General features: G+C 63.4%; 13 protein-coding genes. 1 reads left to right on the top strand and 12 read right to left on the bottom strand.

What is annotated here, in order from left to right:
- Positions 1-168: 168 nt before the first annotated feature.
- Both AAHM40_RS01180 and fnr read right to left on the bottom strand, forming a co-directional pair.
- Positions 169-717, bottom strand: coding sequence for an adenine phosphoribosyltransferase (locus AAHM40_RS01180; RefSeq protein ID WP_342243058.1), 549 nt, complete (start codon positions 715-717; stop codon positions 169-171).
- Positions 718-786: 69 nt separating this feature from the next.
- The gene (gene fnr / locus AAHM40_RS01175) at positions 787-1,521 is read right to left on the bottom strand and encodes a fumarate/nitrate reduction transcriptional regulator Fnr (RefSeq protein WP_028630913.1); all 735 of its coding nucleotides are present in this window, start codon (positions 1,519-1,521) and stop codon (positions 787-789) included.
- Between the two features lie 146 nt (positions 1,522-1,667).
- On the opposite strand from fnr, the gene AAHM40_RS01170 reads away from it, so the two are divergent.
- A complete protein-coding gene (locus AAHM40_RS01170) occupies positions 1,668-2,117 on the top strand; it encodes a hypothetical protein (RefSeq protein ID WP_342243057.1) in 450 nt (149 codons plus the stop codon).
- 7 nt (positions 2,118-2,124) lie between these two features.
- Here AAHM40_RS01170 and hemN read toward each other — a convergent pair whose 3' ends face one another.
- From hemN to ccoN, 10 genes are all read right to left on the bottom strand, one after another.
- Positions 2,125-3,507 (bottom strand): oxygen-independent coproporphyrinogen III oxidase, encoded by a 1,383-nt coding sequence (gene hemN, locus AAHM40_RS01165; protein ID WP_342243056.1) that lies wholly within the window; start codon positions 3,505-3,507, stop codon positions 2,125-2,127.
- Between the two features lie 81 nt (positions 3,508-3,588).
- The gene (locus AAHM40_RS01160; protein ID WP_342243055.1) at positions 3,589-4,320 is read right to left on the bottom strand and encodes a sulfite exporter TauE/SafE family protein; all 732 of its coding nucleotides are present in this window, start codon (positions 4,318-4,320) and stop codon (positions 3,589-3,591) included.
- Positions 4,313-4,534 carry a cbb3-type cytochrome oxidase assembly protein CcoS gene (ccoS, locus tag AAHM40_RS01155; RefSeq protein WP_028630909.1) on the bottom strand — a complete coding sequence of 74 codons (222 nt, stop codon included), beginning with the start codon at positions 4,532-4,534 and terminating at the stop codon, positions 4,313-4,315. The genes AAHM40_RS01160 and ccoS overlap by 8 nt, the downstream gene beginning before the upstream one ends.
- Positions 4,535-4,561: 27 nt before the next feature.
- Complete coding sequence (locus tag AAHM40_RS01150) at positions 4,562-6,961, bottom strand: heavy metal translocating P-type ATPase (RefSeq protein ID WP_342243054.1); 2,400 nt, start codon at positions 6,959-6,961, stop codon at positions 4,562-4,564.
- Between the two features lie 6 nt (positions 6,962-6,967).
- Positions 6,968-7,465 (bottom strand): FixH family protein, encoded by a 498-nt coding sequence (locus tag AAHM40_RS01145; RefSeq protein WP_342243053.1) that lies wholly within the window; start codon positions 7,463-7,465, stop codon positions 6,968-6,970.
- Positions 7,466-7,479: 14 nt separating this feature from the next.
- The gene (gene ccoG, locus AAHM40_RS01140; protein ID WP_342243052.1) at positions 7,480-8,895 is read right to left on the bottom strand and encodes a cytochrome c oxidase accessory protein CcoG; all 1,416 of its coding nucleotides are present in this window, start codon (positions 8,893-8,895) and stop codon (positions 7,480-7,482) included.
- 135 nt (positions 8,896-9,030) lie between these two features.
- A complete protein-coding gene (gene ccoP, locus AAHM40_RS01135) occupies positions 9,031-10,005 on the bottom strand; it encodes a cytochrome-c oxidase, cbb3-type subunit III (protein ID WP_342243051.1) in 975 nt (324 codons plus the stop codon).
- Positions 10,002-10,190: a cbb3-type cytochrome oxidase subunit 3 gene (locus AAHM40_RS01130; protein WP_342243050.1), complete on the bottom strand. Its 189-nt coding sequence runs from the start codon at positions 10,188-10,190 to the stop codon at positions 10,002-10,004. Before AAHM40_RS01130 ends, ccoP begins: the two co-directional genes overlap by 4 nt.
- 6 nt (positions 10,191-10,196) lie before the next feature.
- Complete coding sequence (ccoO, locus tag AAHM40_RS01125) at positions 10,197-10,808, bottom strand: cytochrome-c oxidase, cbb3-type subunit II (RefSeq protein ID WP_028630903.1); 612 nt, start codon at positions 10,806-10,808, stop codon at positions 10,197-10,199.
- Entirely contained in the window at positions 10,808-12,247 is a 1,440-nt protein-coding gene (ccoN, locus tag AAHM40_RS01120; RefSeq protein WP_028630902.1) for a cytochrome-c oxidase, cbb3-type subunit I, read from the bottom strand. The genes ccoO and ccoN overlap by 1 nt, the downstream gene beginning before the upstream one ends.
- Positions 12,248-12,528: the final 281 nt, after the last annotated feature.

Genomic DNA, 12,528 nt, shown 5'->3' with positions numbered 1-12,528 from the left:
ACTATTGAGGATCGTGCGGGTCGGCGCGAGGGGCTGGCCGCCAACTTTCGGCGGGTGATCGCGGCGTGGGCTGGGGCGAGGGGTAACGTCAGTCGGAGGCGGTGTAACCCGGGTGGGTCGGCCGTGCTTCGGTTGGGGCGGGTCCGCTGGCGCGGCCCCGCCCGTCTCTCAGCGCTCGTTGAGTGCGAAGGCGGTGAGAGCGAAGGTGGGGATTCCAGCGTCGGCAAGGCGCTCGGAGCCGCCCAGTTCGGGCAGGTCGATGATGGCTGCGGCCTCGAACACGCTGGCGCCCATGCGCCGGACCAGGCGGGTGGCCGCCAGCAGGGTGCCGCCCGTGGCGATCAGGTCATCGAAGATCAGCACCTTGTCGCCGTCGCACAGGCTGTCGCTGTGGACTTCAAGAAAGGCTTCGCCGTATTCGGTCTGGTAGGGCTCGGAGAGCACGTCCGCCGGGAGCTTGCCCTGCTTGCGGAAGAGCACCAACGGCTTGTTGAGTTCGTAGGCGATGATCGAGCCAATCAGGAAGCCGCGGGCGTCCATGGCGCCGATGTGGCTGAAGTCGGCCTCGACATAACGCTGGATAAAGCTGTCGGCCACCAGGCGCAGGGCGCGGGGCGACTGGAACAGCGGAGTGATGTCGCGGAACACCACACCGGGTTTGGGGAAGTCAGGGACAGGGCGGATCAGTGTCTTGATGGAAAAGTCGTCGAAGATCATCGTCAATGCCTGATGGAAAGAGCGGGGTGGGACAGGCGGACCGGCCAGGCCGGCAGGTCTGCGGGGGGATCAGCTTTCGATGCTCCCGCCCGCCATGGCGCAGAGTTCGATGGGGTCGAGAATGTGCACTTCCTTGCCTTCGGCGGCAATCAGATTGGCCTGCTGGAAACGGGTGAAGACGCGGGAGACGGTTTCCACCGCCAGGCCCAGGTAGTTGCCGATTTCATTGCGCGACATGGCCAGGCGGAACTGGTTGGCCGAGAAGCCGCGGGCGCGGAAGCGTGCCGAGAGGTTGACCAGGAAGGTGGCGATGCGCTCGTCGGCGGTTTTCTTGGACAGCAGCAGCATCATCTGCTGATCGTCGCGGATCTCGCGGCTCATCACGCGCATCAACTGACGACGTAACTGCGGCAGCTGGACCGAGAGTTCGTCCAGACGCTCGAACGGAATTTCGCACACCGAGGTGGTTTCCAGTGCTTGGGCGGAAACCGGATAGAGCTCGGTGTCCATGCCGGAAAGGCCCACCAGTTCGCTGGGCAGGTGGAAGCCGGTGATCTGCTCTTCGCCGGTGTCAGTAACGGTGAAGGTCTTGAGGGCGCCGGAGCGTACTGCGAAGACCGAGCCGAAGGTATCGCCCTGCCGGAAGAGGAGTTCGCCTTTCTTCAGCGGGCGGCCGCGTTTGACGATGTCGTCCAGCGCGTCCATGTCCTCCATGTTCAGCGACAGTGGCAGACAAAGGGCGGCCAGGCTGCAGTCCTTGCAGTGGGCCTGGGGTACGTTGCGCACCTTGATGATTTCGGACATGAGCCATTCCTTGCGAGGTATACACACAATGCTCGTAAGGGTAACGCAGGGTGTAGGCAACGGCCAGAAAAAGCCTATCTGACTTAATGCTCAAGCTTTGCCAGAGATGGCCGATATCCGGGCGATATTCAGGCAAGGAGCGGCCTATGTTGCGCGTGGACACAAACAGCGCGGTTGCGCGGGTGGCGGAATCGGTGCGGCGACAGGTCGCACGGCAGGAGGAGACCCCGGTGGACATGCAGGCCGTGCGACAGGGCATTCGCGTCAGCCTGTCGAACCTGGGCAAGCCCGGCGAGCCGCAGAAAAATGACGACATCGACAAGAGCAGCCTGCCGGATGGCATCAAGGAGCTCCTGAAGATGATCCGCGCCCTCAAGGCGCAGATTGCCGAGCGGAAGGCCGAACTGGATGCCATTGCGGCTGATCGGAGCCTGGACGACGAAACCCGCACCCAGCGCCTGCAGGCGGTGCACAATCAGCTTACGTCCCTGCAGGGTGCCCTGAGCAGCGCTAACCTCAATCTCGCCAAGCTGGTTCGCGAGTCGAATCTCAGTGAGGAGCAGGCGGTGGAGCTGAACCAACTGCTCGCCGCCTGAGCCGATTTCAGATGACGCGGGAGAATCGTTGCTGGTTCTGCCCCGCCAAGTAGTTGTCGAAGAGCATGCACAACGAGCGCACCAGCAGGCGCCCAGCAGGCAGTACATCGATGCGGCCGTCGCTGAGGTCAATCAGGCGATCCTGGCTCATTTGCTGCAATTGCGGCCAGATGTCAGCGAAGTAACCGCGAAATTCGATGTTGAAACTGGTTTCGATGCTGGCGAAGTCCAGCTCGAACGCGCAAATCAGTTGCTGGATCACCGCTCTGCGGATGCGGTCGTCCTCGTCGCACACCAGCCCCCGATTGATAGCCAGAAGGTCTTGCTCCAGGGCACCCTGGTATTCGTTGAGCTGCACGGTGTTCTGGCAGTAGAGGTCGCCGATCTGGCTGATGGCCGATACGCCGAGGCCAATCAGGTCGCAATGGCCGTGGGTGGTGTACCCCTGGAAGTTGCGTTGCAGGCTGCCGTCCTCCTGGGCGATGGCCAGATCGTCGTCGGGCAAGGCGAAGTGATCCATACCGATGTAGCGGTACCCGGCAGCACTCAACTGCTCGATGCTGCGCTGGAGCATTTCCAGCTTTTGCCCGGGGCTGGGCAGGTCTTCGCTGCGAATCCGCCGTTGCGGCATGAAGCGATCCGGCAGGTGGGCGTAGTTGAACACCGAGAGCCGGTCCGGTTGCAGGGCGATGACTTCGTCCACGGTACGGGCGAAGCTCTCCGGGGTCTGCTTGGGCAGGCCGTAGATCAGGTCGAGGTTCAGTGAGCGGTACTGCAAGGTACGCGCGGCTTCGACGATGGCGCGGGTCTCCTCCAGGCTCTGCAAACGGTTGACGGCGCGTTGCACGGCGGGGTCCAGGTCCTGCACGCCAAGGCTGACGCGATTGAAGCCCAGTTCACGGAGCAGGCCCATGGTGGACCAGTCGGCCTCGCGCGGATCGATTTCGATGCCGTAGTCACCCGAGTCGTCGTCCAGCAGGCTGAAGTGCTTGCGCAGATGACCCATGAGCCGGCGCAGTTCATCGTGGCTGAGAAAGGTCGGGGTGCCGCCGCCGAAGTGCAACTGCTCGACTTTCTGCTGCGGATCAAGGTGGCAGGCGATCAGCTCGACTTCGCGCTCCAGGCGCTCCAGGTAGGGAAGCGCACGGCCTCGGTCCTTGGTGATGACCTTGTTGCAGGCGCAGTAGTAGCAGATGTTCGCGCAGAACGGCACATGGACGTAGAGCGACAGGGGGCGACGGGCCTTGCGACTGTCGCGCAGGGCATGAAGCATGTCGAAGGAGCCCACACGGTGGCTGAATTGCACGGCGGTGGGGTAGGAGGTGTAGCGGGGGCCTGGAGTGTCGTAGCGGTGGACCAGACCCGCGTCCCAGCGAATGTTGTCGAGCATGCAGGTGTCCCCGGTTCGGATATCAATGCCAGGGAGTCTATGGGGCACCCGCTTGAGCGATCTTGATTTGTATCAAGCCGTTCAGTGGCTGTGTTGATGCTCGCTGGTAGCGGCGCTGCTGTCGTGTCCGCCGTGACCCATCAGCCACGCCTGGTGGGGGCCGGGCAGGGTCCAGAGACCGAAGAGGACTACCAGCATGCCACCGGCGACACGCACGCCGCGCTTGCGCAGCAGTGCGGTCAGGCGCTCGGCGGCGAGGCCGGTAGCGATCAACACGGGCAGGGTCCCGAGGCCGAAGGCAAGCATCAGCAGTGCGCTGTCGGCGGCCGAACCTTGGCTGGCGGCCCAGAGCAGGGTGCTGTAGACCAGGCCGCAGGGCAGCCAGCCCCAGAGTCCGCCCAGCAGCAGGGCACGGGGCAGGCTGGACACCGGCAGCAGCTTGCGCGCTGCCGGCTGGATGTGGCGCCAGAGGCCTTGTCCCAGTGCTTCGATGCGGGTCAGGCCGCTCCACCAGCCAGCCAGGTAGAGGCCCATGCAGATCAGCAGCAGCGCCGCCACCACGCGCAGGGCTATGGCTGCCGGGCTGCTGGCGATGGCCCAGCCGGCGAGGCCGATCAGCAGGCCAGCAAGGGCGTAGCTGAGGATGCGACCGAGGTTGTAGGCCAGCAGCAGGCGCAGGCGGCGGGCGCGCTGTTCAGGGGGGATGGCCAGGGTCAGGGCGCCCATCAGGCCACCACACATGCCGAGGCAATGGCCGCCCCCGAGCAGTCCGAGGATCAGGGCAGAAAGCAGCAGAGGAGCAAGTTCAGCCACGGGGCTCGTCCTGCTCGTCCTGTTTGTCCTTGTTGTTGCCCTCGGCTTCGGCGATGCCAGCCTTGTGCTTGGGGTCCTCGTCATCGAAGAGGATGCTGTGGGCCGGCCCGTCCAGGTCGTCGTACTGGCCGCTGTCCACGGCCCAGAAGAACAGCCAGATGGCGAAACCGACCAGGCCGATGGCGACCGGGATCAGTATGTAAAGCGCTGGCATCAGGGGCTCCGATTGAAAATGCGTGGCTCAGGTGCGGGCCAGGCGCAAGGCGTTGATTACCACCAGAAGCGAGCTGACCGACATGCCGAAGGCGGCCCACAGCGGGGTGATCCAGCCGAGGGCGGCGAAGGGCAGTACCAGTCCATTGTACAGGGTCGCCCAGGCCAGGTTCTCGATGATGATGCGGCGGGTCCGGCGGGCCAGATCGAACGCCTGCACCAGGCTGTCGAGGCGATTGGACAGAAGCACGGCATCTGCGCTGGTCTTGGCCAGGTCGGTGGCGCTGCCCATGGCGACGCTGATGTCGGCGCCGGCGAGCACCGGTACGTCGTTGACGCCGTCGCCCAGCATCAAGACTTTGTGGCCCTGCTGGTGGAGTTGGCGCAACACTTCCAGCTTGGCATCCGGAGTGAGGCCGCCACGGGCGTCGTCGATGCCAAGTTGTTGGGCAATGCCAGCGACCATGGGTGAGCCGTCGCCTGACAGCAGCAGCAGTTTCCAGCCGCGTTCGCGGCAGGCATCGAGCAGGGCAGGGGCGTCTACCCGCAAGCGGTCGTCGAGGACGAACCAGGCCAGCGGTCCCTGTTCATCACCCAGCAGCAGCCACTGGCCCTGGTCGCCAGGAATCCTGGGTACCGGATGGCCGCTGAGTTCGGCGACGAAGCCAGGTTGGCCGATGCGCAGCAGGAGGTCGCCAATACGGCCTTCCAGGCCTCGGCCAGGCACGCTGACGACCTGGTCGGCCGCTTGTGGAGCACGACCGAAGGCGCGCGCGATCGGGTGTTCGGAGCGGCTCTCGAGGGCGGCGGCCAGACCCAGGCAGGTATCGCGGTCCATCGCGCCCAGGGGGTGGATGGCGCTGAGCGTCAGGCGGCCTTCCGTGAGGGTGCCGGTCTTGTCGAAAATCACTGTGTCGATCTGGTTCAGGCCTTCCAGCACATGTCCGCGGGTCAGTAGCAGGCCGAGCTTGTGCAGGCTGCCGGTGGCGGTGGTCAGGGCAGTGGGGGTGGCCAGAGCCAGTGCGCAGGGGCAGGTGGCGACGAGCAGGGAAAGCACGACCCAGAACGCGCGGTCCGGGGCGATCTGCCACCAGGTGGCGCCAACGATGGCGGCCGCCGCAAGGACGATCAGCAGGAACCACTGGGCGACCTTGTCCGCGACCTCGGCCAGGCGAGGCTTGTCAGCCTGGGCGCGCTCCAGCAGGCGCACGATGGCGGAGAGACGGGTGTCGTCGCCCAGTGCCTGGACTTCTATGGTCAGCGGGCCTTCGACGTTGAGCGTGCCGGCCGTGACGGTATCGCCTTCGCCACGTGTGTGGGGCAGGTATTCGCCGGTAAGCAGGGATTCGTCGACGCTGGACTGGCCGGTGAGAATCTGCCCGTCAGCCGGCATCAATGCGCCCGGCGGCACCAGGACGCGGTTACCGACCTTCAGCTCGCTTAGCAGGATTCGCTCGCTGTGCCCGGTCGCATCCAGGCGCAGGCAGGAAGCCGGCAGCAGGTTGACCAATTGCGCGGTGGCGGCGGCCGTGCGTTCGCGCGCTCGGCGTTCCAGGTAGCGGCCGGCGAGGAGGAACAGGGCGAACATGCCCACGGCGTCGAAGTAGAGTTCGCCCACACCGGTGACGGTGGACCAGATGCCGGCGACATAGGCACCGCCGATGGCCAGGGAGACCGAAACGTCCATGGTCAGGTGGCGTGTGCGCAAATCGCGCAGGGCGCCGCGGAAGAACTGGCCACAGCAGTAGAAGACGATTGGTGTGGTGAGGAACAGGCTGACCCAGCGCAGGATGGTGTCCAGCTCGGGGGACAGGTCGATGTTGAACTCCGGCCAGGTGGCCATGGCGGCCATCATCACCTGCATCCAGAGCAGGCCGGCGACGCCCAGCTGGCGCATGGCGCGGCGGTTTTCGCTGGCCAGACGTTCGGCAGCTTCGTCCGCTTTGTAGGGGTGGCCGGCATAGCCGATCTTGCGCAGCTCCTTGAGCATCTGGCTCAGCGGAAGCTGGCTGTCGGACCAACGTACCTGCAGACGGTGGTTGGACAGGTTGAGGCTAGCCTCGGCAACACCCGGCAAGGTCTTCAGGTGTTTCTCGATCAGCCAGCCGCAGGCGGCGCAACTGATGCCCTCGATCAGCAGGCAGGTCTCGCTCAGTTCGCCCTGGTGCTGAACGAAGGGCTGCTGGACTTCGGCGCGGTCGTAGAGGGCCAACTCGTCGGGGAGTTCGCGGGGCAAGGTGTCAGGGTTGGAGGCGCTGTCGCTGCGGTGGCGGTAGTAGTTCTCCAGGCCGCCGGCGACGATGGCTTCGGCCACCGCCTGGCAACCCGGGCAGCACATGGCCCGCGTCTCTCCCAGCACGCGGGCCTCAAAACGACTGCCGGCCGGAACCGGCAAGCCGCAGTGGTAGCAGGAAAGCGGTGCGCTCATGGGCGCTTATTCGCCGAGGCGGATAACACTGCCCTTGTTCAGGGTTTCTTCCTCGAACAGGCGCCAGTCCTGGCCCTGCTCCTGGCCGATCAGCTCGACGAAGCGGCGCCCGTTGACCGGGTCCTTCAGGTGGCCGCGGTAGTGGCCGTCAGCCTGCGGCTGGAGCACGATGCGGCGGTCCTTCTCCGGCTGGGTAGGGGAGAGCAGGCTCAGCACCAGTTGCTGCGGACGGCTTTCGCCGACCAGTTGCAGCTCGACTTCGCCGCTGGCCTCATCCACTTGCAGGCTGGCTTGCATGCCGAGCTGCTTGGCGAGGTTCTCGCGTTCCAGCGAGGTGTTGATGCCCTTGCCGACTTCGTAATAGTTGTCGGCGACCAGGCTCGGCGGGTTCCGGGTGGCGATCACCAGCATGGTGGTGCCGAGCACTACCGAGGTGCCGAGAATGGCGAGGATGAACCAGGGCCAGGGCTGCTTGTACCAGGGGCTGGGAGTTTCGGACTGCATGGGTCTTCCGTTTGCTAGCGGACGCTGGGGCCGATGAAGCGGCTGTCGGCGTCGGTCTTGATATTGGGGTCATCCGCGCTGTGGACGCGGAAGAGAATCTTGTTGGTGCTGGACGGCAGATGCTCGGGGTCGATGGACAGCTCCACCGGGACCGAGAGCACCTCACCCGCGTCGGCGCGGACTTCACGTTTGCCCTCGTAGACCAGGCCATCAAGGCCTTCGGCGTCGATTACGAAGGTCTGGTCAGCCTGGGACTTGTTCATGATCTTCAGGGTGTAGACGTTCTCGATCCGACCCTGCTCGTTCTCGCGGAACAACACGCGGTCCTTGATCACGTCCAGTTCTACGAGGGAGCGGATGGCCACGGCGTAAGCGAAGAGGCCGATCATGGCGACGAGTGCGATAGCGTAACCGATCAAGCGCGGGCGTATCAGCTGCGTCTTCTGGCCATTGAGGTTGTGCTCGGTGGTGTAGCTGATCAGTCCTTTCGGATAGCTCATCTTTTCCATGATGCTGTCGCAGGCGTCGATGCAGGCCGCGCAGCCGATGCATTCGATCTGCAGGCCGTCACGAATGTCGATGCCAGTGGGGCAGACCTGGACGCACATGGTGCAGTCGATGCAGTCACCAAGCCCCTGGGCCTTGTAGTCGGTGCCTTTCTTGCGCGGGCCGCGGGATTCACCGCGGCGAGGATCGTAGGAAACGATCAGGGTGTCCTTGTCGAACATCACGCTCTGGAAGCGCGCGTAGGGGCACATGTAGATGCACACCTGCTCGCGCAGCCAGCCGGCGTTGCCGTAAGTAGCAAGGGTAAAGAAGCCCACCCAGAAGTAGGCCCAGCCACTGGCTGCGCCCGTGAAGAATTCGAAGACCAGTTCGCGGATTGGGGTGAAGTATCCGACGAAGGTAATGCCGGTGGCGAAGCCGATCAGCAGCCAGAGGCCATGCTTGGCGGACTTGCGCAGGATTTTCTGGCCGCTCATGGGGGCCTTGTCGAGCTTCATGCGCTGGTTGCGGTCACCCTCGGTGACTTTTTCGCACCACATGAAGATCCAGGTCCAGACGCTCTGCGGGCAGGTGTAGCCGCACCAGACGCGTCCAGCGAATACGGTGATGAAGAACAGTCCGAAGGCGCAGATGATCAGCAGCCAGGAGAGGAGGACGAAATCCTGGGGCCAGAAGGTGGCGCCAAAGATGTAGAACTTTCGCTCGGGGAGGTTCCACCAGACGGCCTGGCGGTCGTTCCAGCTGAGCCAGACAGTGCCGAAGTAGAGCAGGAAGAGGAAAGCGCCACCTGCCATCCGCAGGTTGCGGAACAGGCCAGTGAAGGCTCGGGTGTAGATTTTTTCGCGGCTGGCGTACAGGTCGGTGGTTTCACCGCCCTTGGCCGGGGAAGGGGTGACGTTCTTGACAGGAATCTGTTCGCTCATCGTTCTCATACCACGGCGGTTGTCGGCGCCCTGACCGGTACATCGCCGGTCGGAGTCTTTCTGTCCGCTATATATGGTACGCCTGATAGCGGCCTGCCATGTGCGACAGTGCGTCGCGCATGGCAGGCGAGGGTATTACTTGGCTTCAGCTTCTGCAGCAGGTTTCTGCGACAGGCTGTACACGTAGGCAGCCAGCAGGTGCACCTTGTCGTTGCCGAGGATTTGCTCCTGGGCCGGCATGGTGCCTTGGCGACCATAGCGGATGGTCTGTTGCAGCTGGGCGTAGCTGCTGCCGTAGATGAAGGCGCTCGGGTGGGTCAGGTTCGGAGCACCCATCGCCGGGGTACCCTTGCCTTCCGGACCGTGGCAGGCCACGCAGTTGGCAGCGTAGATGGCTTTACCGGCTTCCGGATCAGCCTTCACGTCCTTCGGCAGTTCGCGACCGTGCAGGGTCACGCGCAGGAAGGCGGCAACGTCGCGTACGCCCTGGTCGCCGACGACTTCACCCCAGGCCGGCATTACGCCGTGGCGGCCACCCATGATGGTGGTCTTGATGGTGGCGGCTTCGCCACCCCAGCGCCAGTCGTGGTCGGTCAGGTTCGGGAAGCCGTAGGCGCCCTTGGCATCGGAGCCGTGGCACACGGAGCAGTAGGACGCGAACATGCGACCACCCATTTTCAGGGCTTTCGGGTCCTGGGCCACTTCCTCGATCGGCATGGCTGCGTACTTGGCGAAGATGGGACCGTATTCCTTATCGGCCTTGTCCATTTCCTTTTCCCACTGGTGCACGCCAGTCCAGCCAGCCTGGCCGTTGGCGAAGGGCTTGCCCTCGGTCACTTCGTTGTAACCGGGGAAGATGCCCTTCCAGTTGCCCATGCCCGGGTACATGACCAGGTAGCCGACGGCGAAGATCAGGGTGCCGACGAACAGCATGAACCACCACTTGGGCAGCGGGTTGTCATATTCCTCGATGCCGTCGAAGGCGTGACCGACGGTTTCTTCGGTGCTTTCCTGGCGCTGGCCACGACGGGTGGCGAAGATCAGCCAGGTCAGCGCCACCAGCGTGGCGCTGGTGAGCAGGGTTACGTACCAACTCCAGAACGAAGTCATTCTTTCTCACTCCTAGAAGCTTGCTCGTCGCGCTTGGCGGACTTCGGAGGCTCATCCGCGAAAGGCAGGTTGGCTGCTTCGTCGAAGCTGCTCTTGCGCTTGCTGCTGTAGGCCCAGAGCACGACACCGATGAAGGCGATGAAGACGACGAAGGTGCCTATACCGCGGAGAGTCCCGATATCCATCTTGCGTTACCGTTTGTTCTTGATAGAGGTGCCCAGGCCTTGCAGGTACGCGACGAGCGCGTCCATCTCGGTCTTGCCTTTGACGGCCGCCTTGGCGCCGGCGATGTCTTCGTCGGTGTAGGGCACGCCCAGCTTGCGCAGAGCTTCCATCTTGTCGGCGGTGTGCTTGCCGTCGAGCTTGCTCTCCACCAGCCAGGGGTAGGAGGGCATCTTCGACTCAGGCACTACGTTGCGCGGGTTGTACAGGTGCGCGCGGTGCCAGTCGTCGGAGTAACGGCCGCCAACGCGGGCCAGGTCCGGACCAGTACGCTTGGAACCCCACAGGAAGGGGTGATCCCAGACGCTTTCACCCGCGACGGAGTAGTGACCATAACGCTCGGTTTCGGCACGGAAGGGGCGGACCATCTGCGAGTGGCAGCCAACGCAACCCTCGCGGATGTAGATGTCACGGCCTTCGAGTTCCAACGCAGTGCGCGGTTTCATGCCTTCCACCGGAGTGTTAGTCACGTCCTGGAAGAACAGTGGCACGATCTGCACCAGGCCGCCGATGCTCACGGCGATCACCATGAACAGGGCCAGCAGGCCGATGTTCTTCTCGACTAATTCGTGTTGCTTCATTAGTGAGCTCCTTGCGGGATCTGCGCGGCGGCGTCGTATTCAGACGGCTTGGCAGCACGTACGGTGCGATAGGTGTTGTAGGCCATCAGCAGCATGCCGGTCACGAAGAAGGCGCCGCCGATCATGCGCACCAGGTAGCCCGCGTGGCTGGCTTCCAGGGCTTCAACGAAGGAGTAGGTGAGGGTGCCGTCTTCGTTGACAGCGCGCCACATCAGGCCCTGGGTGATGCCGTTGACCCACATGGAGGCGATGTACAGCACGGTGCCGATGGTGGCCAGCCAGAAGTGCGCGTTGATCAGGCCAACACTGTGCATCTGCTCGCGGGCGAAGACTTTCGGGATCAGGTGGTACAGGGAGCCGATGGAGATCATGGCTACCCAGCCGAGCGCGCCGGCGTGTACGTGGCCGATGGTCCAGTCGGTGTAATGGGATAGCGCGTTGACAGTCTTGATGGCCATCATCGGGCCTTCGAAGGTGGACATGCCGTAGAAGGCCAGGGAAACCACCAGGAAGCGCAGGATGGGGTCGGAGCGCAGCTTATGCCAGGCGCCGGACAGGCTCATCATGCCGTTGATCATGCCGCCCCAGCTCGGCGCCAGCAGGATCAGGGACATGGCCATGCCGAGGGACTGTGCCCAGTCCGGCAGGGCGGTGTAGTGCAGGTGGTGCGGACCGGCCCAGATGTACAGGGTGATCAGCGCCCAGAAGTGCACGATGGACAGGCGATAGGAGTAGATCGGACGTTCGGCCTGCTTCGGCACGAAGTAATACATCATTCCCAGGAAGCCGGTTGTCAGGAAGAAGCCTACGGCGTTGTGGCCGTACCACCACTGGATCATGGCGTCGGTAGCGCCGGCGTACATGGAGTACGACTTGAAGGCGTAGACCGGCATTTCCATGCTGTTGACGATGTGCAGCATGGCGGTGACCAGGATGAAAGCGCCGAAGAACCAGTTGCCCACGTAAATGTGCTTGGTCTTGCGCTTCATGATGGTGCCGAAGAAGACGACGCAGTAGGTGATCCAGACGATGCCCAGGAGGATGTCGATCGGCCACTCCAGTTCGGCGTATTCCTTGGAGGAGGTGTAACCCAGCGGCAGGGTGATGACTGCCAGCACGATCACGGCTTGCCAGCCCCAGAAGGTGAAGGCGGCCAGACTATCGGATACCAGACGGGTCTGGCAGGTGCGCTGCACCACATAGTAGGAAGTGGCGAACAGTGCGCATCCGCCGAAGGCGAAGATCACCGCGTTGGTATGCAGGGGGCGCAGGCGGCCGAAAGAGGTCCAGGGTAGGTTCAGGTTGAGTTCCGGCCACACGAGTTGTGCGGCGATGAACACGCCTAGACCCATCCCTATGACCCCCCAGATCACCGTCATAATGGCGAACTGGCGGACCACCTTATAGTTATAAGCAGTCTGACTGATTGCTGTGCTCATGCTAGGGGTTCCACGGTTAATGGAGTTTTTTGGGGACAAAAAATCGGCGGCAAGTATGGAGAAAGAGGGTAGCCATTGCAACGACACAAGCCGACACAATCCGGGCTGAAAAGCCCGCTGGACAAGGATTTGCGGCTGTGCTTTCGGCGCTGCTCGACCCGCTGTCGAAGCCAGATGTATTGCGTGACTGGAGGGATCGCCTCGGAGTTGTGACAAGTGGCGACTGGAAAGCAGCTTAGCCGATGTCAATGAAGGCAGGGTGCTACTGGTCGGAGAGGTGC

The sequence above is a fragment of the Pseudomonas sp. OTU5201 genome, assembly GCF_038440135.1.
GTDB lineage: Bacteria > Pseudomonadota > Gammaproteobacteria > Pseudomonadales > Pseudomonadaceae > Metapseudomonas > Metapseudomonas resinovorans.
The sequence above is the reverse complement of the archived record's forward strand: the minus strand, read 5'-3'. Positions and strand labels throughout refer to the sequence as shown.